Origin of the sequence: Kurthia gibsonii (assembly GCF_006539985.1) — a bacterium.
Taxonomy (GTDB): domain Bacteria; phylum Bacillota; class Bacilli; order Bacillales_A; family Planococcaceae; genus Kurthia; species Kurthia gibsonii.
Genome location: NZ_BJOB01000029.1, coordinates 1 through 23,096, shown reverse-complemented (window position 1 = coordinate 23,096; position 23,096 = coordinate 1). Strand labels below are relative to the sequence as shown.

23 protein-coding genes are annotated in these 23,096 nt (G+C 35.7%); 7 read left to right on the top strand and 16 right to left on the bottom strand.

What is annotated here, in order from left to right:
- Positions 1–240 precede the first annotated feature (240 nt).
- The 4 genes from KGI01_RS09495 to KGI01_RS09480 all read right to left on the bottom strand — a co-directional run bounded on the left by KGI01_RS09495 (position 241) and on the right by KGI01_RS09480 (position 3,921).
- Positions 241–1,431 (bottom strand): DUF4272 domain-containing protein, encoded by a 1,191-nt coding sequence (locus tag KGI01_RS09495; RefSeq protein ID WP_141274490.1) that lies wholly within the window; start codon positions 1,429–1,431, stop codon positions 241–243.
- A 169-nt stretch (positions 1,432–1,600) separates the two neighbouring features.
- The gene (locus KGI01_RS09490; protein WP_141274489.1) at positions 1,601–2,026 is read right to left on the bottom strand and encodes a hypothetical protein; all 426 of its coding nucleotides are present in this window, start codon (positions 2,024–2,026) and stop codon (positions 1,601–1,603) included.
- A 71-nt stretch (positions 2,027–2,097) separates the two neighbouring features.
- Positions 2,098–3,270, bottom strand: coding sequence for a YycP family beta-propeller protein (locus KGI01_RS09485; protein ID WP_141274488.1), 1,173 nt, complete (start codon positions 3,268–3,270; stop codon positions 2,098–2,100).
- Between the two features lie 90 nt (positions 3,271–3,360).
- Positions 3,361–3,921, bottom strand: coding sequence for a GNAT family N-acetyltransferase (locus tag KGI01_RS09480; protein WP_087682604.1), 561 nt, complete (start codon positions 3,919–3,921; stop codon positions 3,361–3,363).
- A 349-nt stretch (positions 3,922–4,270) separates the two neighbouring features.
- On the opposite strand from KGI01_RS09480, the gene KGI01_RS09475 reads away from it, so the two are divergent.
- Together KGI01_RS09475 and KGI01_RS09470 are read left to right on the top strand one after the other, a co-directional pair.
- Positions 4,271–4,840 carry an HAD family hydrolase gene (locus tag KGI01_RS09475; RefSeq protein ID WP_218026246.1) on the top strand — a complete coding sequence of 190 codons (570 nt, stop codon included), beginning with the start codon at positions 4,271–4,273 and terminating at the stop codon, positions 4,838–4,840.
- A 362-nt stretch (positions 4,841–5,202) separates the two neighbouring features.
- Positions 5,203–5,484: a hypothetical protein gene (locus tag KGI01_RS09470; RefSeq protein ID WP_141274487.1), complete on the top strand. Its 282-nt coding sequence runs from the start codon at positions 5,203–5,205 to the stop codon at positions 5,482–5,484.
- A gap of 233 nt (positions 5,485–5,717) precedes the next feature.
- Here KGI01_RS09470 and KGI01_RS09465 read toward each other — a convergent pair whose 3' ends face one another.
- From KGI01_RS09465 to KGI01_RS09450, 4 genes are all read right to left on the bottom strand, one after another.
- Positions 5,718–5,933 carry a hypothetical protein gene (locus KGI01_RS09465; RefSeq protein WP_131004899.1) on the bottom strand — a complete coding sequence of 72 codons (216 nt, stop codon included), beginning with the start codon at positions 5,931–5,933 and terminating at the stop codon, positions 5,718–5,720.
- A 111-nt stretch (positions 5,934–6,044) separates the two neighbouring features.
- A complete protein-coding gene (locus KGI01_RS09460) occupies positions 6,045–7,175 on the bottom strand; it encodes a conserved virulence factor C family protein (RefSeq protein WP_141274486.1) in 1,131 nt (376 codons plus the stop codon).
- Positions 7,176–7,190: 15 nt separating this feature from the next.
- Positions 7,191–9,080 (bottom strand): ABC-F family ATP-binding cassette domain-containing protein, encoded by a 1,890-nt coding sequence (locus tag KGI01_RS09455; RefSeq protein WP_141274485.1) that lies wholly within the window; start codon positions 9,078–9,080, stop codon positions 7,191–7,193.
- Positions 9,077–9,706, bottom strand: a complete 630-nt coding sequence (locus KGI01_RS09450; protein ID WP_068454168.1) for an HD domain-containing protein — start codon at positions 9,704–9,706, stop codon at positions 9,077–9,079. The genes KGI01_RS09455 and KGI01_RS09450 overlap by 4 nt, the downstream gene beginning before the upstream one ends.
- A 187-nt stretch (positions 9,707–9,893) precedes the next feature.
- On the opposite strand from KGI01_RS09450, the gene KGI01_RS09445 reads away from it, so the two are divergent.
- The gene (locus KGI01_RS09445; RefSeq protein WP_141274484.1) at positions 9,894–11,195 is read left to right on the top strand and encodes an aminotransferase class I/II-fold pyridoxal phosphate-dependent enzyme; all 1,302 of its coding nucleotides are present in this window, start codon (positions 9,894–9,896) and stop codon (positions 11,193–11,195) included.
- 56 nt (positions 11,196–11,251) lie between these two features.
- On the opposite strand, the gene KGI01_RS09440 is transcribed toward KGI01_RS09445, so the two are convergent.
- The gene (locus tag KGI01_RS09440) at positions 11,252–12,640 is read right to left on the bottom strand and encodes a right-handed parallel beta-helix repeat-containing protein (RefSeq protein WP_141274483.1); all 1,389 of its coding nucleotides are present in this window, start codon (positions 12,638–12,640) and stop codon (positions 11,252–11,254) included.
- Positions 12,641–12,770: 130 nt separating this feature from the next.
- On the opposite strand from KGI01_RS09440, the gene KGI01_RS09435 reads away from it, so the two are divergent.
- Positions 12,771–13,028 carry a helix-turn-helix domain-containing protein gene (locus tag KGI01_RS09435; protein ID WP_170214769.1) on the top strand — a complete coding sequence of 86 codons (258 nt, stop codon included), beginning with the start codon at positions 12,771–12,773 and terminating at the stop codon, positions 13,026–13,028.
- Positions 13,029–13,335: 307 nt separating this feature from the next.
- Here KGI01_RS09435 and KGI01_RS09430 read toward each other — a convergent pair whose 3' ends face one another.
- The gene (locus KGI01_RS09430) at positions 13,336–15,015 is read right to left on the bottom strand and encodes a formate--tetrahydrofolate ligase (RefSeq protein WP_141274481.1); all 1,680 of its coding nucleotides are present in this window, start codon (positions 15,013–15,015) and stop codon (positions 13,336–13,338) included.
- Positions 15,016–15,247: 232 nt separating this feature from the next.
- Here KGI01_RS09430 and KGI01_RS09425 point away from each other — a divergent pair, with 232 nt between their 5' ends.
- Positions 15,248–15,454: a cold-shock protein gene (locus tag KGI01_RS09425; RefSeq protein ID WP_068454205.1), complete on the top strand. Its 207-nt coding sequence runs from the start codon at positions 15,248–15,250 to the stop codon at positions 15,452–15,454.
- Positions 15,455–15,569: 115 nt separating this feature from the next.
- Here the strand turns inward: KGI01_RS09425 and KGI01_RS09420 are convergent, their stop codons facing one another.
- The 3 genes from KGI01_RS09420 to KGI01_RS09410 all read right to left on the bottom strand — a co-directional run bounded on the left by KGI01_RS09420 (position 15,570) and on the right by KGI01_RS09410 (position 18,901).
- Positions 15,570–16,874, bottom strand: a complete 1,305-nt coding sequence (locus tag KGI01_RS09420) for a hemolysin family protein (protein WP_255314771.1) — start codon at positions 16,872–16,874, stop codon at positions 15,570–15,572.
- Positions 16,875–17,104: 230 nt separating this feature from the next.
- Positions 17,105–18,466: an aspartate kinase gene (locus tag KGI01_RS09415; RefSeq protein ID WP_141274479.1), complete on the bottom strand. Its 1,362-nt coding sequence runs from the start codon at positions 18,464–18,466 to the stop codon at positions 17,105–17,107.
- Positions 18,467–18,706: 240 nt separating this feature from the next.
- Positions 18,707–18,901 carry a zinc-finger domain-containing protein gene (locus KGI01_RS09410; protein ID WP_141274499.1) on the bottom strand — a complete coding sequence of 65 codons (195 nt, stop codon included), beginning with the start codon at positions 18,899–18,901 and terminating at the stop codon, positions 18,707–18,709.
- A gap of 114 nt (positions 18,902–19,015) precedes the next feature.
- Here KGI01_RS09410 and KGI01_RS09405 point away from each other — a divergent pair, with 114 nt between their 5' ends.
- Entirely contained in the window at positions 19,016–19,414 is a 399-nt protein-coding gene (locus KGI01_RS09405; RefSeq protein WP_141274478.1) for a reverse transcriptase-like protein, read from the top strand.
- Positions 19,415–19,443: 29 nt separating this feature from the next.
- On the opposite strand, the gene KGI01_RS09400 is transcribed toward KGI01_RS09405, so the two are convergent.
- The 3 genes from KGI01_RS09400 to coaW form a co-directional block, all read right to left on the bottom strand.
- Entirely contained in the window at positions 19,444–20,634 is a 1,191-nt protein-coding gene (locus tag KGI01_RS09400; protein WP_255314770.1) for an MFS transporter, read from the bottom strand.
- Positions 20,635–20,640: 6 nt separating this feature from the next.
- Positions 20,641–21,039 (bottom strand): MarR family winged helix-turn-helix transcriptional regulator, encoded by a 399-nt coding sequence (locus KGI01_RS09395; protein ID WP_141274477.1) that lies wholly within the window; start codon positions 21,037–21,039, stop codon positions 20,641–20,643.
- Between the two features lie 113 nt (positions 21,040–21,152).
- Entirely contained in the window at positions 21,153–21,989 is an 837-nt protein-coding gene (gene coaW / locus KGI01_RS09390; protein ID WP_141274476.1) for a type II pantothenate kinase, read from the bottom strand.
- A gap of 217 nt (positions 21,990–22,206) precedes the next feature.
- Here coaW and KGI01_RS09385 point away from each other — a divergent pair, with 217 nt between their 5' ends.
- Complete coding sequence (locus tag KGI01_RS09385; protein ID WP_174795803.1) at positions 22,207–23,034, top strand: squalene/phytoene synthase family protein; 828 nt, start codon at positions 22,207–22,209, stop codon at positions 23,032–23,034.
- Positions 23,035–23,096 lie beyond the last annotated feature (62 nt).

Here is a 23,096-nt window from a genome sequence, read left to right as displayed (position 1 = left end):
TATCTTTACAAAAAAAGCCAACTTTTTAAATATATTGTATAAAAAGGTTTTTATACAATATATGTTTTATTTTATCTTCAATTCAACGCTTTAAATCGTGAAATTCATTATTTTGAAATAAAAGGAAAACTAATGAACCTTGATTACTTATACAATACAAGTCATCTATTTAGTTGATTTTCTTTTTAAACAAAATAAAAACAAGATCTATTTCGCTAACAAAATAGACCTTGTTTTATCTTAAGAATAAACAGTTACATCATCCCATTGTTCTTCATGTAATTGTGTCATCCAATTGAATGCCCGCTGACGTTCAAGTACAACACCATCATCTAAATCAGCTGGTGATTCTTTACCTTGTAAGCGTGCTTCTGTACATGCCCAGTGATATAAATAGTTTTCATCCATACGATTTAATACTTCTGTTACGTCACGTGCTTCCGCATCTTGTAATAACTCACCAATATTTGTGTAATTCATTAAAAGATTTAATGTGTGTTCTACATCGCAAATCTGTGTTGGCTCAACTAATTCTTCAACTAGATGAATACTCCATAACATCACCCATACGGCTTCATATAGCCACATTTTATTAATTAATTCTTGTTGTGTATAGTCTTCTTGCGCTAAAAAAGCTTCTTCTTCAGCTGTTAAATTCATCTTTACACCGTAGCGATTTAAAAAGACTTCTGCAATGCGTTTTGACGTTTTTAAATTCGTTTCTTCTTTTTCATCTAATAATTCACGAACAAATTGAATAAGAATTAACACGACTACAGCACGTCTCGCAATTTCTTCTACTGAGCGCATGCGCACTTGTTTTGAGTCTGGTAATAGCGAGAGATTTTCCGTATAAGGAATATGTCTTGCCTTTATTTTAGCAATCGAGGCTACACGTCTTCCCTGATTTTCAACTGTTTCTGTTACGTCAAATAATGGTTTCAATTCACGTTTTGCTACTTGTACGGTGAAATCTTCAGCAACAATTTGCCCTTCACCATTTGCAATTTCTTGTCCGTCAACCGAAATAATATCGCCTGATGGTACATAGATGAAACCATTCAATTGTTGAATGAATTGAAAATACGAAGGGAAAAATGCTTCTGCTTCATCTTCTTCAATCATGCATCCGAGCATAACATTCGTATGTTCGCCTTGAATAAGCAACTTTTGTTTAATTGCTTCATCACCATGTATTTCTTGATGAATATATCCGATTAAACCTTGTGTAAATTGATTGGCATCTTCTTGTTGTCGAGTTCGATGTGTGAATTGTCCAATTAATTTCTTTTTAAATAGACCTTTTTTAAAAATTTGGAGTGTTTCTTCCCCAAATTCTACTATATAACGATCTTGTTTTTGTTCCATTATTTTTTCAAAAATCGTTGTTGGACTTTCTAATGATGCATAGAGCGTGATGTTTACTGACAATTAGAACATCCTCCTTTATGATTCTTTTATATCCACCTTAGTATAGATGATTCCTTCTTCTGTTTCTATGCAAAAGATTTCAATTTTTGAACGGTTTTAGGTAATGCTGTTAAACAGCTATAATCACCTGTACGAATGGCACATTCCATTGATAGTTGTGCAATAGCGGTCAGAATTTCCTGCGTATATTCTTCCCATTCCCTTGTTCAATATATTGAAATACGTTCGGTATTATATGTATAGTTACGTGCTGATTTTCTGGTTGCCACGATTGATATCTAGCCATTGTTGGTTCAACTGTCCCAGGATTTGTAAAGACGATTTGAATAGCGAGTAATATAGCTAGTTGTTCAAATAATAAAGCATCTAATGGAATGAGCAGTACTTTATACTCTTTTGGTAGATGCGTACATATAATAAAAATAGCAATTGGTTTTTGATTCTCACATAAACTTTCTAGCTTTTCAAATACCTTTTTTCTACTTGTAGACGTTCTGTGCATGCTCGTAAATTTCCGATGACAACATACTGTAATTAATCGCCCGGTAATACGGCGTCCATCCACTTCTGATTTGAATGATGTGCATGAATACAAATAAACAATTACTTCAAACCCTTCTATATGAAAAATGAGAAATTGTCCTATTCTACAATTTCTCATTCTCACTATTTTATGATGGTTAAATCTGAAATCATCGCATCATTTTTCAAGTAGCGTTCAATATTTTTAATTTCTTGATGTTGCACGCGTTTTTTCTTTTTTAAATGATATTGATCATAATATGTATTACCATTTTTCACATATACGATATGCAATTTACCTTCATAGAAAACAGCTTGCATATGATTCTTATCTTTTGCTTGGTCCTTTAATTTTAAAATTTTTTCTATTTGTTTTGTTTTTAAATCATAGCGATAAACTTGTCCCATACCATTTAAATAATATAAACCACCTTTGTACATGATTGCACTATCATTGAAGCTAAGTGGTAGACTTGATGTTGTCTCTTTTTCTGAGCGATACTTCGCTAAGACAGTTGCTTTAACATTCTTTGTTTTGCGATTCACTTCATATACTATAATGTCCTCATATGATTCTGAAACATAGCGAGACATGACGAGATAATATGCTTTTTTTGTAACGAGTATAGGTGCAATCGCATCTAAATCCATTGGACTTTTTAAATTTAAATCTGTAATCTTTTGTAGTTTTGCTTTTTCTTCGAGTGGTGTTTGCTGTAATTGAAAGGCACCTGAGATTAAATCTTGTATCAGGACAATTACTTGGTCACCCTCTTCACCAGCTGTCGATACAAATTTGGGAATAATGAACTTTTTAAATTGACCATCTTCTCCTGCATAACGAACCGTCATTTTATAATCATGCTTTTCACTTAATCCACTATTACATAAACTATAGTACTGTTCTGTTTTCGGTAAATAACCATTATGCATACCGCGATAATCTGGCTTTTCAAATGTTGTCTTTTTCGTAATATATTCGGTCAAAGTCATTTGATTCGACTCTTCTATCATCAGACGATTATTTGCAAAAGTAATGCCACCGTATTCAACTGGTTGAATTTCATGTTCTGTTATATCATTATTTTTGTCCAGGAATAAAACATATCCCTTTGTCTTATCCTCTTCTAATGATTTTGCTTCATTTGAAATATAAAATCCTAATTTTTGCTCTTTTAAAAATTGTTGCCCTTCATATTCTTTTTCGTTTGTTTCTTTGCCAATTGTTGGATTCATAAACTTGAGCATTATAAAAACAGCCACTGATAGAAATAGAATACTTCCTACAATAATGGCTGCAATTTTTTTCATCTTCATAAAATCCTCCCTATTCATTGCAACGCTCTCTCCATTTTATAATAGGAATTACATTGAAGTAAAGGGAATCTGAAAAGTGTGACATTCCAACTAGATTGCCACACGCTGATAATACCAGTTTAAAAAATCTGTTCGTTCAACTGCATTAAGAATACAATATGCTTGTTCGCGACGTTCTAATCGCAGTAACTCTTCTGGATATATACGCTCTACATTACAACGCATATAAGGTAGTTTACGCTGTGCTTTACGTGATCGGAAATTCTCAACACGCGCACCTGCAAATACTGTACGTAAATGACGTTCCATAAAAGCATGATAAAACATCTTCTCTTTTGCTAAGCGATTGTACCCTTTTCCCCAGTATGGTTCACCAATCCAAGTACTCATATGACTTGTTTGCATCTCTTCATCTATATTGTGTAATGTAATGACACCAATCAACTCAAAATCCTCATTCATAATCATACGTGCAACATGATTTCCCATCATTTCTTCTAATTGCATTTCACGAATGAAGTCCATCATTGACGCAACAGATGTTTCATTTTCTGTTAAGCCGAGTGGTTCTCTTACTGCTGGTTCGCTAATTAGTTGTGACATTCTTTCTGCATAGAAAATGTCTAATTTTTGTAAGTATACTTTTTGCATCTTAATCCCTCCAAATCGTAAAATATGTGCTTGCTGATGATTTGGCGGTATGTGAATTTACAAAAGATGCACGAATGGTATGTTTATGTATTTTTCTATACAAAATTTTTTCAATCGTTCTTTTGTAAAACACTACATGTTATTTATTAATTCTATCTTTTCGAATGACATGCTCCATACACTCCTCAAAACTTGCGTGGGATTGTATGGTGAAATACTGTCTTCTAAATCTCTGCTCATCTGCAAGCTCCTTTTTTCTTTGATATGCTTATTATACGCAATTGTCACAAAATGTTCAAACTTTATATTCATATACTTTGTTTTTATGAAAAAAATAGGAATGAAAATGATGGAAATGGAGAATTATATTTTTGATTTTGATGGAACATTAGCTGATTCAGAACAATGTAATATGATAGCTACACAATATGTTTTTCAACATCAAGGGTATAAAGTGCCTAATGCGGAGCAAATTACATATTATATGAGTGTACTGATTGAAAAGTCTTTCCCGCTCATGATTGGTGAAACAGTTGATTCTACTACTTTAGACGAATTATTAACAACATTTAGAAGTATCTATCAACAGATTGAACAAGATATATTACATTTTTTCTTAAATATTGAAGAGGTACTGCAAACATTACAAGAACAAAAGAAACGCTGTTTTGTTTTATCAAGTAAGAAAACAGATGTCCTAAAACGTAATTTAGAAATTTTAAAGGTCGCTACCTTTTTTGAAGATACAATTGTTTCTGACCGCGTAACGCACTATAAGCCAGACCCCGCCGGTATTTTTCAAATTCAAAAAGAGCACACAATTCAATTGGAGAAGACGGTTATGATTGGTGACGCTATTTTTGATTTACAAATGGGGAAGGCTGCTGGGGTTCATACGTGTGCCGTTACATGGGGGTAGCCATTCAAAAGAAGCTTTATTACAACAACACCCCGATTGGTGTATAAATGAACCCGACTGAACTAATCACACGCTTCTAATTTCTTGCTAAAAATTTTATTGTATCACTATTTTATCTGTACTTTTGTTTGTATATAAATCGCTTTCATTGTTAAGTCATCTACAACAGAACCTTTTTATATTCTGAACGCAAATACTTTACTAAAGATGACATCTATTTTAGACAAACACTTTCGAATGATAACCTTATTTGGAACTATACCCTTTTCCCAATAAAATAACATTATTTACTCGATATGTTTTGAATATGTTAAAAGTAGGAATACTACATACTAATCACGTATTGAAATGAGGGAAAAGACATGATGAAAGATGTAAATACGATCCTCTTCTATTACTTAGTCGGTACAACTATTATCGTTGTTGGTTATTTCGCTCCTTTTTCAAATGCAATCATCCCCTACGCCCTTTATACACTTGGTGGACTTTATATCGCTTATGGATTATTTAGAGGTACCTTACTTTTAATGCGCACGAAAAGAAAATCTGCTTTCACGATTTATCGTGAAGCTACTGAAAAACAAAATACAATTAAACCACAAGTAAAACATGCAATTGCTACTTCTTCCTTAAAACGTTCTTAATAAACTAAAGGAATATATGAAATATAGTCTAGGACAAAACATTTCACTTTCTTTTTTAGTGTTCGCAACGAAAAACTGGAACCGCACAACAACGCGATTCCAGTTTTTCTTATGCTCATGTGGGATAGTATTTTTACACGCATGTCCCAGTTTTTTGATATACATATGAACTATATAACTTATTCACATACGCTATTATCGTTTTTAACAAACTTCATTGTTTCAAATTACTGTTACACTTCAGAATAGGCTAAAACTTTTGGTTGAGTTAAATTAGCATTTTCCGTTAAATATGCTTGAATTTCTTGTTGCACTGTAGTTGAAATATAAGTTTGGCAATTGCAACGAGTCGCTGGAATATAATGAATAGTTACAAGAGACTGTTGTAGTTGATATTGTTGTGTAATAAGCACCGCTTCTTTATTCGCTTGACATTTTCCACAAATCACGTTAATCACCTCTATCATGACTATTATCGTCATTTTTAATACTTATTTAAACACTATACACCAAAAATAAAAGTCGAACACAGTAAATTTTTAGTGTGTTCGACCTTCTAATTAATCTTTCGATTGCTTACGCATTTCCGTCATCTGTCTCCACATGGAACCTTTAGCAGATTCTCCTTGTGAAATACGCTCTATTGCCATTTTCACTTGTAAACTTACTTCGAATTCTGAATCATCTTGTGCTGCCTCTAATGCAGGTAATGCTTTTTCCGTCCCACTTTCATAAAGGAACATAGCTGCACGCCAACGTACTAATTTATTTTTATCCGATAATGATTCAATCATTGCAGGCTCGAATTCTACCAAGCTTAAATCGCTCATACAATCTCCCGCAGTTCGACGAACCGAGGCACTTTTATCTTGTAATGCACGTTTTAAGTAGGGTACAACCGCTACATCTTCAATCATGCCAAGATACACTGTCGCAAGTCGGCGAATGGACATCTTTTCATCATCTAATGCTTTCGCCAACATCGGTAGATCTTCTACTGTTGGGTCAGGAATTTGATCGAGTAATTTAAAACGCACTTCCCAATCTTCATGTGCTAAATCGGCAACTGTAATGCGTTTTTTATCTAATTGAACTTGTTCACGCTGTTCAGTTGCTGCCTGTACAAGTTCTTGCAAGCGTTCTGCTGGATAAGTTGCTTCAATTTCCGCAACAATACTTTGACCGATTTCATCAAGTTGACCATAGCGAACACCATAATCAACCCATTTACGTTGTAAAATAAAGTCATCGTCATCCGAAGTACCAAGAACTTCTTGGAACGCATTCACATAGCGCTGATCAAGTGCAAAGCGCTGTTCCTCAGTTGAATCAAATACTTTCACTTGAAGTGGAATGCCTTTGAACATTTGAATGTGTACATACGCTTCCCCATAATGGTTTTGTTCTTTCGCCTGTTGCGCTGCTTCTCCTGCTTCTTCGCCAAATACTTGGCGAACCGATGCCAAAATCGTTACCCAATCGTATTTAGCATTTCGTTCAACTGCTAAAAAGTCAGCAACATGATATACACCCTTTACACCGTCAATCGCTAAAATTTGTTGAATCTCTGTTGGTGCATCTTCAGCAGCATCTGGTCGGTAATTATGCGCCGTACCAAATGGTAGTTCTTGATCTAAAATCACCTTCATCGTATTTGGACTTGGTGTTGGTTCGATTGATTTAATTTGCATACGATTTCCTCCTTGTTACGCTTTCCCTTCTACAATAGCACTTAGATAATCAAAACGTTCAATCAAATGCTCATATTGCACATTCAATTCGTCTAATTCATTCGTTAATTGTTGTAGACGTGTAAAGTCAGAACCCGCTGTTGCGATTCCTTCTTCTCGTTCCATAATCGCCATCTCAATTTTTTCAATATCTGCTTCAATCGTTTCCCATTCTTTTTGTTCTTTGAAAGATAGTTTCTTTTTCTCTGTCCGAACTTTTTCGACTTTTGGCTTCTCGACTTTGACTTCTTTTTCAAGCTTTTGTTGTTCTTCTTGTTTTGCTAAGAAGTCTGTATAAATGTCGAGACTTTCCTCAACATGTCCTTTGCCATCTAAAACCCACAACTTTTTCGCAATACGATCTAAGAAGAAGCGGTCATGTGAAATCGTCACGATGACACCTGCAAAATGTTCGATAAAGTCTTCAAGTACAGACAATGTATCAATATCTAAATCATTTGTCGGCTCATCAAGTAAAAGAACGTTCGGTTGCTCCATCAATAATTTTAATAGATATAAACGCTTACGCTCACCGCCTGAAAGTTTACCAATCTGTGTACCATGTGTATGCAGTGGGAATAAGAAGCGTTCTAACATTTGTGCTGCTGAATGATGTTCACCTGCTACATCCACAATATCATTCGCTGATTCACGTACATATTCAATCATACGTTCATTCGTATTCATCTGTGGTAAGTGCTGTGTAAAATGTGCGATTTTTACCGTTGAACCGACTTCAATTTGTCCAGCATCTGGTTTTAAAACGCCAGCTAATAAATTAAGTAATGTCGACTTCCCAGCACCATTCGGTCCAATAATACCAATACGGTCACCTTGTTGTAATAAGAAGGAGAAGTTTTCTAAAATAACACGTTCGTCGAATGCTTTCGAAACGCCTTCGCCTTCGATAACTTTTTTACCTAGACGTGAAGTAGCTAGTCCCATCTCAAGTGACGTTTGACTATTATCTTTTTGAAGGGAATCTGATAATTCTTCAAAACGTTGAATACGTGCTTTTTGTTTTGTAGAACGTGCTTTTGCACCACGTCGAATCCATTTCAACTCCGAACGGTAACGGTTTTGTTGTTTCGCATCTGTTGCTTGTTGCATCTCTTGGCGCATCGCTTTTGCTTCTAAGAAATCACCATAGTTTCCGCTATGTTTATATAAAGTTTGGTCGGCAATTTCATAGATGTGCGTGGATACCGCGTCTAGGAAGTAACGATCATGGGTAATCACAATAACAGAGCCTTTTAGACGTTTAACCATATCAGTTAACCATTCTGTCGACTCGACATCTAAATGGTTCGTTGGCTCATCAAGTAAATAAAGGTCTGCTGGTTCAATTAACGTGCGAGCTAGCGCTACACGCTTTTGCTGACCACCTGAAAGAGAAGCTACTTCTGCATCGAATTGGTCAATGCCTAATTTAGTTAAAGCTGTTTTAGCGAGTGCATTGACGTCCCAAGCATCTACCTGATTCATCTGTTGCTGTAATTGGAACATTTGCTGTTGTAGACTTTCAGAAGTTGGATTTGCTGATAAAGCACGCACCACTTCCTCATACTGACGATTCAATGTAATGCTTGGTGAATCTCCTTCAAATACTGCATCAAGTACGGTTAGCCCTTTTTCAAACTGGGGGTCCTGTGGTAAATAGGCCACACGGTATTTATTCGGATGGTCTAAATGGATAGAATCGGCATCTTGAATACCTGCTAAAATCGCAAGGAGTGTTGATTTCCCTGTACCATTAATCCCGATTAATCCAGCGCGCTCCCCTTCCACAATGGTAAATTCAATATTTTTAAACAGTGTTTTTTCACCGACTGTTTTCGTTAAATTGGAAACGATTAAATGACTCATAACTTCCCATCTCTTTCTAACTGTAATTGGTGAATGAACTGCTCCATAAATTCATGGCGTGCTTGCGCTAGTTCCTTCCCTTTGTTTGTTTTCATTAAATCTTTTAATAAGAATAATTTTTCATAAAAGTGTGTGACACTTGCTGTTGATTTCGAGCGATATGTTTCTTCAGACATATTCATGCGCACTTCTTCTGCATCATCATAGAGTGCGCGTCCTTTTGCACCACCAAATGCGAATGTACGCGCAATTCCTACTGCGCCTAATGCATCTAAACGGTCTGCATCTTGGACAATTTTTGCTTCAATTGTTTTCGTCGGTTGCTCATTCCCACCACGGAACGATACAGAAGCAATGACATCTTGGATATGTAAACGTTCTTCTTCTGTTACTTGTAGCGCATCTAAAATGACACGTTCATTTTCTTTATCTGTTGTATATTTTGGGTCACTTACATCATGTAGCAATACCGCTAATTCAACAATATCACGATTTGCAGTTGGTTCTTCTGCTAAAATGGCACGCGCATTCATTTGTACGCGCTGGATATGTTGAAAATCATGACTTGCGTCAAATTGATTGTAAATTTTTTCGACTAATTGTTCACACTGTTCAATACGATTCATCTGTATTCCTCCTTGACCTCTATCTATTATAACGATAAATGGACAATATAGAAAAGAATCATTGTATTCTCTATTTCCAAAACTCTCATAATCTACTAGAATGAAGTTAGAGATTTCATTCATTGTTATTTTTTCTCTAACAGGAGTTCAACTCTCCTTCAAAATATGATAAAAAGAGGCGAAAAACATGCACAAATTAGCAACTGAATTAAACCAGATCATTCAAAACGAAAACCCACATGTATTTGAGATGTTATCGGATCTTGGTAAACAGATGTACTTCCCGACTGAAGGGATTTTAAGTCAATCAGCCGAGGCGAAAAATAAAGCGTTCAAATTTAACGCAACCATTGGTACAGCGATTGAAAAAGGTAAACCGATGCATCTGAAAGTTATTCAAGATAAGCTTTCTGCATACAATCCGTCTGATTTATATCCGTATGCACCACCTGCTGGTAAACCAGAACTTCGTAAAGAATGGCGTAAAAAGATGTTAGTTGATAACCCTGCACTTGAAGGTCAAACATTTAGTAACCCAATCGTTACAAATGCCTTAACGCATGGTTTAAGTATTACAGCTGACTTATTTGCTGAAAAAGGCGATACATTAATCATTCCAGATCAAAACTGGGAAAACTACGATATGGTCTTCAATATTCGTCGTGGTACAACGATTACAACATATCCACTATACGATGATAACGGTCTTTTCAATGCGGACGGCTTACGCGAAGCAATTCTTGCACAAAAAGGTCATGGTAAGGCAATCGTGCTATTAAACTTCCCAAACAACCCAACAGGTTACACACCAAACGCACAAGAAGGCGCTTCAATCGTTCAAGCGATTCTTGATGGTGCAAATGCAGGAGTAAATGTTGTAGCGATTACAGATGATGCATACTTCTCACTATTCTTTGAAGATTCTTTAACTGAGTCACTATTCGGTGCGTTGTCAAATATTCATGAGCGCGTTCTTGCTGTGAAAGTAGACGGTGCAACAAAAGAAGAATATGTATGGGGATTCCGCGTTGGTTTCATTACATTCGGTAATAAATCAGAAGCGTTATTAAAAGCACTTGAAGAAAAAGCCATTGGCATCATTCGTGCGACAATTTCTTCAGGTCCACACCCATCTCAAACATTCTTACTCGATGCACTAAAGAGTCCTGAATTCGTGACTCAACGACAAGAAAAATTCGACATTATGAAAAATCGTGCGAACAAAGTAAAAGAAGTGCTTGATTCATCTAAATTTGAAGATGCATGGGATTACTACCCATTCAACTCTGGTTACTTCATGTGCTTAAAATTAAAAACAACAAATGCTGAACAAGTACGACAAGTTGCACTTGAAAAATACGGTGTTGGTACAATCTCATTAAGTGATACAGATCTTCGCGTTGCTTTCTCTTGTATCGAAGAAGAAGATATCGAAGAAATGTTCCACTTAATTTACGACGCTGTAAAAGACGTTGAAAAACAAGATTAATTAAAAAAGAGAGCTTTTTGGCATTTATCTATGCCAAAGCTCTCTTTTACTTTTGTTTACTGAATCCACTTTTCAGCTTTTGAGCCTTTTACCAATTGAAAATCCTGCTTTTTCACATTACGATACTGCACTTTCGTATAAAGTGAATCCTGACTTTTCGTTGCTTTTTGGAAATCTAAAAATCGATCATACTCTTTTGTTTTCCACATCCATAATCCATTCTTTTGATCCGTTTGGTCATAAACATTTCGTTTCAATAGATTTTTCTTATTTGTCTTCGCACCATTTACAATGAATAAGCGTGAACGACTTGGCGTCATAACATTTCGTTCGATTCGATTGTTTTCTACATAATGTTGTAGCAACAACTGACCACCATATAAGTTTTTCGTATCGTTTTGATAGAGCATATTCAAACGAATTATCGAATTTTTCGTACCGCCTCTTTTTACATCATATCCACCAACCGAAATACCTGTATAACGATTATAATATATCGCGTTATGCTCAATCGTAATATTTTCTGCATATTTTCCGCGATGTTCTGATGTCGCCTCAATACCTAAATCATTCTGATAAACACGGTTGTTTGCAATACGTACATTTTTTGCACCATCCACATAAATACCACCTGCCGCATAATTTTTACCGTAGGCTGGATTTCCATAAGATGAAATATTTGAGACTGTATTAGCTGTAATCGTACCATTTCGAACATAATCGTATTTTTTATTCGTCGCTACACCTTCATATCCAATAACATCAATTCCAATATTATCATTTCGACGTACTATATTTTTCGAGATATCAAAACCATCAATATTCCCGTTCAAAACAACTGCTTCACTTGCACCTAGTTTTAGATTTTCAACTGTATTTTGCTGAATGCGAATATCTTTCATCGCACCTGTACCATACACAGCAATCCCATGTGCATTACCATTTTTAGCATTCGTTTGAATATGGTGTATGTGATTTTGTTGTAGACGAATTGCTTTACTTGAACCTGTCACATAAATCCCCATTGGTGTTTCATTCGTTTTTTTCGTTGTAACATTTTGAAGGGTTAATCCTTTAACTGTAATATATTGCTTGCTTTTAATATGAATTAAAGCTTTTTCACCGTTCACAGACTTTACATTTTCTCCACTAATCACTACTTTTTCGTGTGGAGCTGCTTGGAAGCGAATTGGCTTTTGTTTCGTGCCACTATGTTGAATAATGAGTGGTTCTTTATACGTTCCTTTTCGAATGATAATCGTCATTCCTGCTGTCGCTTTTGTAGCTGCTTTTTTTAATGTTTTCAAAGGCTTCTCTTTCGTACCACTCCATGTATCTTGTCCATTCGTTGCTACGTAAATCGTTTTGACCTCTTTTGCCTCACATGCAATGGATACAAAAGAAGTTGCCATCAAAAAACAGCATAACACTATTATTTTTTTCATCTATTGCCACCTACTTTCAATTCACCTCTAGTATAACGAACTTATAAAAAAACGTAACGAACATTCATTGTTTTCATGTGAAATGGGTATAGAGTAGAAGATAATGGATTCAAGCAAAAGGGGGGATCACGTGAATGTTTTTAAATTTCCAATTAATAATTTTTCACCAGTTGATGAACAAATCTACATCCACTTAAAAAATATTATTCGAAACAAAGAATTTGAAAACATAAAAATTTTCCCAACACCACGAGATCTAGCCATTCAAATTAAACAATCTTATTCCGATGTAATGAGCGCCTATCGACAATTAGAAGTTGAAGGTTATTTAAAAAAACAGGACGATATATTTCATGATGGTGAATATCTTTTAATATTAAGATGCTAATAAACTCGAAAAATATTAGTATTTTAATATTCATACATTTTTTTCTTTTTATTCGCTATACTATTAAAAAATAGCAAGGGAGGAATTACATATGAAAAATGTAAAACGTACAACTACTTTTTGTCCTAAGATTTCCCCCATCTATATAACCTCTTTTCTCCTAATGTACGCCCTTACTATTCTATCTTAATATATTATAAGTCATTTCCTATAAAAAAAGGAATTTAATGGTTTTAGAATAGCTATAAACAAAAAAATACACTACAGTTGCTAAATATCACTAGCAACAGTAGTGCATTTTACTTAATTAAAATAATCCTACAGGACGACCCTGTTCATCAATATCCATGCGAAGAGCTGCTGGTTCTTTCGGTAGTCCTGGCATCGTCATAACATCACCGGTTAAACATACTAAGAATTTCGCACCTAACTTCGGAATAATCTCACGAATTGTCACAGTAAAGTCTGTTGGACGACCTAATAAATTAGGTTGATCTGTTAAAGAATATTGTGTTTTTGCCATACAAATCCCTAATTGATCCCAACCATATTTTTCAATTTCTTTCATTTGTTTTTTTGCTTGATCTGTAAATTGAACACCACTACCACCATATACACGTTGAACAATCGTCGTTACTTTTTGTTCAATCGAATCTTTTGCATCATATAATGGGCTGAACTGGTTTGGACGGTTTAATACTTCTAATACTTTTTTCGCAAGCTCTAAACCACCTGCACCGCCCTGTTCCCATACATTCGTTAAGGCTACTTCGACTCCTTGTGCCTCACACCATGCAATGACTGTTTGAAGTTCTGCTTCTGTATCGGTAATAAAACGATTGAGTGCGACAACAGGCTCAATTCCGAATTCGCGCACTGTTTGAATATGCTTTTCAAGGTTTTGAACACCTATTGTTAAAGCTTCTACATTTTCTTGTTGAAGTGATTTTTTATCCATACCACCATGCATTTTTAATGCACGAACCGTTGCGACAATAACAATCGCATCTGGATGAAAATCACCTTGTACAGATTTAATATCCATGAATTTTTCGGCACCTAAGTCTGCACCAAAGCCTGCTTCTGTCACAACAATATCAGCTAATTTACGCGCTGTATGTGTCGCTTGAATTGAGTTACAACCATGTGCGATATTTGCAAATGGGCCACCGTGAATAATCGCTGGTGTCCCTTCAATCGTTTGTACAAGGTTCGGCTTGAATGCATCTTTTAATAATAGTGTTAACGCGCCTTCCACTGCTAAATCTTTGACAAATACTGGTTCTTTATCATATGTGTAACCAATCACAATTTCAGAGAGACGTTTTTTCAAATCTTGATAGTCTTTTGCTAAACAGAAAATCGCCATAATTTCAGAAGCAACCGTAATATCAAAACCGTCTTCACGTGGGACACCTTGTGCTGGACCGCCTAAACCGACCATGACATGACGTAACGAGCGGTCATTCATATCAAGAACACGTTTCCAGATGATACGGCGTGGGTCGATGTTTAATTCATTTCCTCGGTGGATGTGATTATCAATAAAAGCTGCTAGTGCATTATTTGCAGTTGTAATCGCATGTAAGTCACCTGTGAAGTGCAAGTTAATATCGTCCATCGGTAATACTTGTGCATATCCACCACCTGTAGCACCGCCCTTAACACCCATCACAGGCCCTAAAGATGGTTCACGTAGTGCGACCATTACACGCTCATTCAATTGGTTTAAAGCGTCAGAGAGACCTACTGTTACAGTTGACTTCCCTTCTCCTGCTGCTGTTGGATTAATCGCTGTAACGAGTATGACCTTTGCATCAGCTGTTAAATGATTTAACTGTGTTATATCAATTTTCGCTTTATACTTCCCGTATAGTTCAAGTGCATCCTCTGGAATACCCGCTTTTTCAGCAATTGCTGTAATATGTTGCATTGGTGATTCAAGTGCAATTTCTAAATCTGTTTTTGGCTTCGTTGTATGTGACATGATTCCGTCTCCTATCTATGAGATGATTACCTTTACATTACTACAAAAGGAAATACTCTTTCAATTCTAAAAAGTACTTTTTTTTAAAACATTTTATTTTTTTACAAAATTTGTGTCTTTTAGTTCAGAATATCTGAATAATTGACATTTTTTTAAAATTCATGCTATAGTTTATTCACCTGTAAAGACAAATTACTTCATTTATAGGTAGATCATACTTGGAGGGATTCTCATGCATAGAGGCAAAGTTAAGTGGTTTGATACGGTAAAAGGATATGGTTTTATCGAATCGGAAAATGGCGATGATGTCTTTGTTCATTTTACAGGGATTGTCGGAGACGGATTTAAAAATTTAGAAGACAATCAGCTCGTTGAATTTGAAATTGTAGAAGGCAACCGGGGACCACAAGCCTCACATGTGGTTGTAATTCATCCATAAATAGATGATGCATCATGTAAATGAAAATCCACGCTCTGTAAACTAATACGAGTTTGGATTTTTATTTTGTCGATGAAAAAAGAGAAGCAAGATTATCCTACTTCTCTCATTCTAATTATTCTATTTCTTTTTCATCCATAGAAGTTTCTTCTTTCGGTTCTTCTTTTAAAATATCTAAACGAACGATTTGATGATTATTGATTTCTGTTGCTGTAAATACACAATTCTCGTAGCGTACTTGTGAACCAACTTCAATATCATCATTATTCGCCATGAACCATCCACCGATGGTATCAACATCTTCATCTTCCATGTCTAAATCAAGCAATTGATTCACTTCGTCTAATAAAAGTTTCCCGCTAACATTGTAGTGTCCTTCGCCTAATTTATGATGCTCCGGTAATTCATCCGCATCAAACTCATCACGAATTTCGCCAACAATTTCTTCTATAATATCTTCAATTGTGACGAGGCCAGAAGTGCCCCCATATTCATCTAATAAGATGGCCATATGAATTCTTTCCATTTGAAACTTAATAAGTAGCTTACTAATTGGGAATGTTTCAATGACTTGAATAACAGGTTGTACGAATTTACTTACTTCTTCGTCACGAACAGATTCGTCTCTCACCATCTCAGTTAAAATCTGTTTCATGTTTACTACACCAATAATATGATCTTTATCGCCATCGTACACTGGATAACGTGTATATTGTTCAATATTCATACGCTCAAAAATTTCATGGATTTTCGTTGATTTTTCAAAGCTACTTATCTCTGTTCGCGGAACCATGACTTCTTTTGCGATTCGATCATCAAACTCAAAGATACGATTCATATAGTGGTACTCTGAAGTATTAATTTCGCCACCCTTTAAACTATCTGACATAATCATACGTAGCTCTTCTTCGCTATGCACTTCTTCATTTTCTGACATCATTTTTAATCCAAATAAACGTGCAAGTAATCTTGCTGAACCATTTAATAAACGAATTGGTAAATACATGATTTTATAGAACAGAATTAACGGTCCTGAAAAACGTAATGTTACCATTTCTGCTTTTTGAATAGCGAGTGTTTTCGGTGCTAATTCACCGACAACAACGTGTAAAAATGTCACAACAGAGAATGCAATCACGAAAGAAACAACAGTAATAGCTTTTCCTTCAAGTCCTACTAATTCAAATAGTGGATGTAACAATGTTGCCACTGTTGACTCCCCTACCCAACCAAGTCCAAGCGCTGTAATTGTAATCCCAAGCTGACACGCAGACAGGTACTCATCTAAATGCGTGATCACTGTTTTCGCACGTATCGCTTTTTGATTTCCTTCACTTATTAACTGATCAATTCGTGTTGTACGCACTTTTACAATCGCAAACTCTGTTGCTACAAAGAATGCGGTAAATGCGATTAACAAAATAAATAACACAAGTTTTATGGCTATCTCGACGTCCAAATATGTCCTTTACAATACGGTTCGTACTTTCGGGTATTGTAAAGAATTCACCTCCCAAATTTAATATACTTTAAATTTATACGATTTTTACTCCAAAAAGCAATTTATAAGTATGAATTTTATAAATTTTCCATTCATTTTTTTAAATCCTTTTATGGAATTAATCGCTAATTATGAATATGTGGATTTTTTCAAGCAGTTACAGCTGTGAAAAATTCATTGTATAACTCCTTTAAAATCACATCTTCATATTGACGTAATACACCAAATGATAATGATACTTCTGAAGAACCTTGGTTAATCATTTCGATATTCGCTCCTGTGCGTGCAATTGCTGTTGCCGCACTTGCAGCTAAACCTGTTTTATACTTCATTCCTTCACCTACAACCACAATCATTGAGAAGCCATGACGGAAATTCACATCATCCGCATGCAATTCATTCGTTACGCGGTTTAAAATACGCGCTTCTTTTTCATCGTCTAATTGATAGCTACGAATAATAACAGAGATATCATCTAAACCCGATGGTGTATGTTCATATGAAATATCTTCTTCTTCTAAAATTTGTAGTAATTTACGTCCAAAACCAATTTCACGGTTCATTAAATATTTCGATACATATAAAATTGAGAAGCCTGAGTCAGCTGAAATACCCGTAACAGGGCGTTTGCTTTCTTCTCGCTTTGCTACAATACGTGTACCAGGCGCACTTGGATTATTTGTATTTTTAATATTTACAGGAATTCCTTGTTTTACGACAGGCATCAACGCTTCGTCATGGAATACAGAGAAACCTGCATACGATAATTCACGCATTTCGCGATACGTAATTTCTGTAATTTCCGCTGGATTGTTGACTACTTTCGGATTCGCACTGAATACACAATCTACATCTGTAAAATTTTCGTATAAATCAGCGCCAACTGCTGCCGCAAGAATCGCACCTGTAATATCTGAGCCTCCGCGATCGAATGTGCGTAATAAACCTGACTTTGTATAACCGAAGAAACCAGGGAATAAAATAATTTCATCACTATCTTTTAATGAAGCTAATTGTTCATATGCTTCTGCAATTGCCATTGTACGTTCTGGCACATCATTCACTACTAGCCCTTCTTTTGGACTTACATAGCGTGTTGGGATGCCAATGCTGTTAAAATAAGCAGCGACCATTTTGGCATTATTATCTTCTCCACTTGCTTTTAAGGAGTCCATTAACATTTCATCTGTTAAATGTCTAGCTTGCTCACAGCGTGCTTTTAAATCTAACTCAATAATGTCACAAATTTCGTGATCCAAACCTAAACCAATCGCATTATCTTCATAACGTGATACAACTGCTGCAATTTTTTCTTCATAAGGCTTTTTACCGATGACCGTATGCGCTAAATCGATTAATAAGTCGGTTACTTTAATGTCTTCTGATGTACGTTTACCTGGTGCAGAAACGACCACAATACGACGTGTCGGATCTGCTTGAATAATATTTGCTACTTTTTTGATTTGTTCTGCACTTGCTACAGATGTACCGCCAAATTTACATACTTTCATCTTTATCCATCCCAATCTATTTTAGTTGTTTTGTACTTACAAGAAAAACAAATGTTTCTTCACAGTGTACAAATTTTTTGTTTTCAAGTCAATATTATTACGTACTTTATCACGAAATTTTTAAAAATAGAAGAATATTCTAAATTTTTAAAAGAAAATAGACAAATATAAAAAGAGAAACTGCGTATGAACACAACTTCTCTTTCCAAATCGAACTTTTTATTTATATGAGTTACTATTCTAAGAACGCTTAGATGTTTTTAATAATTCCTGTCCCAAAAACTGAAGTTGCTCACCAATTGTACATGATTCAATACAAAAGCGATGTGCTGCAGCTTTTCCACGATCTTTACGAAGTTGTTGTTTTACAAAACAGCCTTCACAATACTTTTCGTTTAACGCATCAATATCTTGTACAATGGTTGTGAAATCGATCATGTAATACGTCACCTCTTTTTCTCATCCATCTAGCTTTTTTTTAGGCATTCGTCTATTCTACTATTAATAGAACCTTTCTTGCAAGTAAAGAAATTGAGGAGGCAATCATCTATGTTAGAAGTCTATATTGACGGTGCAAGCGCTGGAAACCCAGGTCCGAGTGGCATCGGTATTTTCATTAAAGGAGAAGGACATCAAATACGAATTAGTGAACCAATCGGTATGATGGATAATCATACTGCTGAATTTCATGCACTCCTTCGTGGATTGAAAGAAGCGCAAAAATTAGGTTCTTCTCTCGTATCCGTTCGCTCTGATTCAAAAATTGTGGTTTCTTCTATTGAAAAGCGATATGCAAAACATTATGCGCACTTTATAGATGAAGCTCTTCCATTAATTGATCGCTTCGATTTATTTTTTATTAAGTGGATTCCTGACGATCAAAATAAAGCAGCAGATCGATTAGCGCGTGAAGCTATTTTGATGAACACAAGTGAAAAGAGAGGCTAGCATCTATACTAGCCTCCTCTTTTTTCTAATTATATATGCTGCTGTTTAGTCGCTATTCTACCTTTACGCAATGTGTTTAAAATATAGAAAACACCTACAATCAGAATCACTGCACCTGCTACTAAATAAATCGTCGCATAACCTTTATGTGCTGCTATCGAACCTAGAATAAACGAACCTAGTGCAATCCCTATATCAAAAAAAGTGAAGAATGTAGCTGTTGCATAGCTCGTTCTTCTGGCTGGTGACTTTTGAACACTAAGCGTTTGGAAACTTGGAACAAGCGCACCGTATCCTAATCCAATCAATGCGCCTGCTAGTAAAAAGACGAACGCGCTTGGCATCCAAGCCATGCATAGTAGACCGATTGCAAATAAGATAAAACCAGGCATGATAATACTGTTCGGCCCTTTTGTATCAAACATTCTACCTGTAAATGGTCTTGATAAGAGCATTGCTGCTGCAAAGACGACATAGAAGAAACTTGCAACTGCTAACACACCTTTTTCCTTTGCATAAACAGCTAAAAACGATAGAACACCTGAATAAGAAAAAGCTACGAATAAACCGATTAATGCAAATGGAACAGCACCTTTTTCAATTAAGTCGCTCATTTTAAATGTTAATTTTGGCTTTCCTTCTGGGAATTCATGCTCTGTTATACGAAGTGTAAGAACAAGCGCACTTCCAATAAGTAAAATAGCTGACATCACCCAAAATAAAGCATCAAACGATACATATTGAATGAGTAGAAGCGCTACAAAAGGTCCTAAAACAATGGCTAAATTTTGTGACATTGCAAAATACCCTAGACCTCGACCTCGTTTTTCCATCGGAACTGTGTCAGCTGCAATCGCATTATTTGCAGTGGTTAATACACTAAAGAAAATCCCTTGAATGAATCGTAATACTAATAAAAGTACAAAAGGTTTAATAAAAACATATAAAATCGTCGTTACAAAGTAACCGACCATACTCATGACGAGCATCTTTCGTTTTCCGACCACATCTAAAATCTTACCGATGAACGGCCTTGCAACAATGGCAGAGAGTAAAAAGATGGTTAATAGTAACCCCGCATCTTCACTCCCACGCTTTAATCCACTTGTTACATAAATCGGTAGCACATTGACTAACCCATAAAAAACAAAAAATACACTCATATTTGTAAAAAATAAACTAAGAAATTGTTTATTCCAGATTTTCTGATTCTGGCTCAAAAAAGGTCATCCTTTCATTTTTCTGAGCAATCCCTTCAATTGTTCTTGCTCTTCTTCTGTTAGACCTTTCGCAAATTGATCTTCGTATGCAGAAACTGTTACTTTTACTTCTTCGAATTTTTTCTTTCCTTCTTCTGTTAGCGAAACGATTTTTTCACGTAAATCGTCCCCTTTTTTTCGTTGAAGAAGTCCTAGTTGTTCCAAACGTGCAACTGTTCTTGTAATAGTTGGCGCTTCTACATTTAAGTATTTCCAAATCGATGTAAGTGACATCTCTCCGCGTTGTTCTACGATGAAAAGCACTGTCCATTGACTGCTATAAATACCATGATGTTTTAAGACACCATTCATGCCATTTGTAAATTCGCGTGTTTTTTGTAATAGTTCATGGAATAATAAATTCATTTTGACCTCCAAAGATAAATTTACTTAGGTAAACATCTACTTTATTGTACGGTATTTATTTACCTATGTAAATAATTGTTTGATTGTTTTAAAAAAGCAGCAGTATGTTACTGCTACTTCATTGTACGCATTTTATTTAAAGCACCAATTGCACCACTATAACCTTGATCGTCTAAGAAAATCGGATTCTTCTGTTTAATCACAGTATAATCTGCAATTACTTCGCGTAAAACCGGATGATCTTTTAGCGTCGTACCGATATAAATAATATCGTCTACTTCATATTGTTGTGCTAATTGAATACTTAATGTTGTAATCACTTCTCCCACTAAACGGGCAACAGTCGCGAGGACATCTTCTTGTTTATAATCTGAACGTAAATCAATCCCCACTTTCCCAAAGTTACTCGCAGTTAAATCTGGATGAAGGGGTGCTGGAATTTCTTGTCCTTTAAAAATATCTGCTACCATTAAATCAATCGACTTTCGACTACCTTGCTGAGCCAACTCACTCATTTCATTATAGTTAAAAACACCTGTTAATAAAGCACTCAAGCCAATCAGTGTACCACCACCAATTCCTGTACCGCTTACTCTCTTATACGTATCATCGTTCATATAATGAACCGACGTTCCTGAACCGATATTTGTAATAATCGCTCGCTTTAAATCGATATTTTCACGCTCTAATAAGAATCGAACTCCTTTTAGTGTCGCTTCAAATTCCACAACATAAGCAAATTCTTTTTCTGCTGTGACGAGCTGTCGTAATTGCTCTGCACGTCCACCTGTCAAACCTACTTTTTCAACTTCTGGATGTGCATCGATAAATGCCGCAACCTCTTGTAAATTTGTCGATGGTTCGTGTTTTAAGATTAGTTGTTGTTCCTCGTTTATGTAGGCGATTTTGGTTAATGTACCACCCGCATCAATACCGATTGCTCTTACCATAATAATCTCCTTAGCGTACGTAAATTATGTACATCTTTTAACTAGTTTGATTCGTTTTAAAGTATGAATCCGTTCTCATATAGAATACACAACAAAAAAACACATTACAAACAAAAAATTGAGAAGCTTTCCCATGTACTTTTAATTTTTATTTTCCTTCTACTTGAAGTACGATAGAATAGAAACTATCTACTTATATTAAATGGAGGTCTATACTTTGACTGACACAAAGAAAATGTATAAAGAAGCAATGGCCATTTTAAAAGCAACAAGCCGTACTTTTTTTATTCCAATTACTTTTTTAGAGAAAGATTTAAAAACAACGGTAGCGATGGCTTACCTATGTATGCGCGCAATTGATGAAATTGAAGATCACGAAGAAATCGAGAACGAAGCAAAAGCACAAATGCTTGATGCAATAGCGGCACTTTTACTACAACCTTCTTTCGACGAACAAGCTTATGAAGCAGTTATTCAAGATTACCGTCATCTATTACCCGAAGTATCATTACGTTTAAATGACTGGTTAGCTTTAACACCAGAAGGCATTCGTCCAGAAGTTGCTGCTTCAACAAGTGAGATGGCTTCTGGCATGGCAAAATGGGCTCGTAAAAACTGGATTTGTAAAACAAAAGAAGATTTAGACGATTACACTTACTATGTAGCTGGTCTTGTCGGCACAATGCTTTCGGACATTTGGTTATGGGGATCTGGCATCGAAACAGATCGCGATTTAGCAATTGGCTACGGTCGTGGCTTACAAGCAGTGAACATCTTACGCAATCAAGATGAGGATGCAGAGCGTGGTGTAAGCTTCCTGCCAGAAGGTTGGACACGAGATGACCTATTCGCTTACGCAGAAGAAAACTTAGCGAAAGGCGATAAATACAACCGTTCAATCAAAAAACGCAGTATCCTCATGTTCTGTAAAATTCCATTAGCACTTGCACATAAGACTCTCGATGCCATGAAAAAAGGACACGAAAAAATGTCCCGCCAAGAAGTAGAACAAACTGTTGCTGCACTTGATGAATCAACTAAATAAAGAAAATTAAAAGCCTGATGCGAAGTTTTACATCAGGCTTTTGTATGATTGGATTCCCTTTC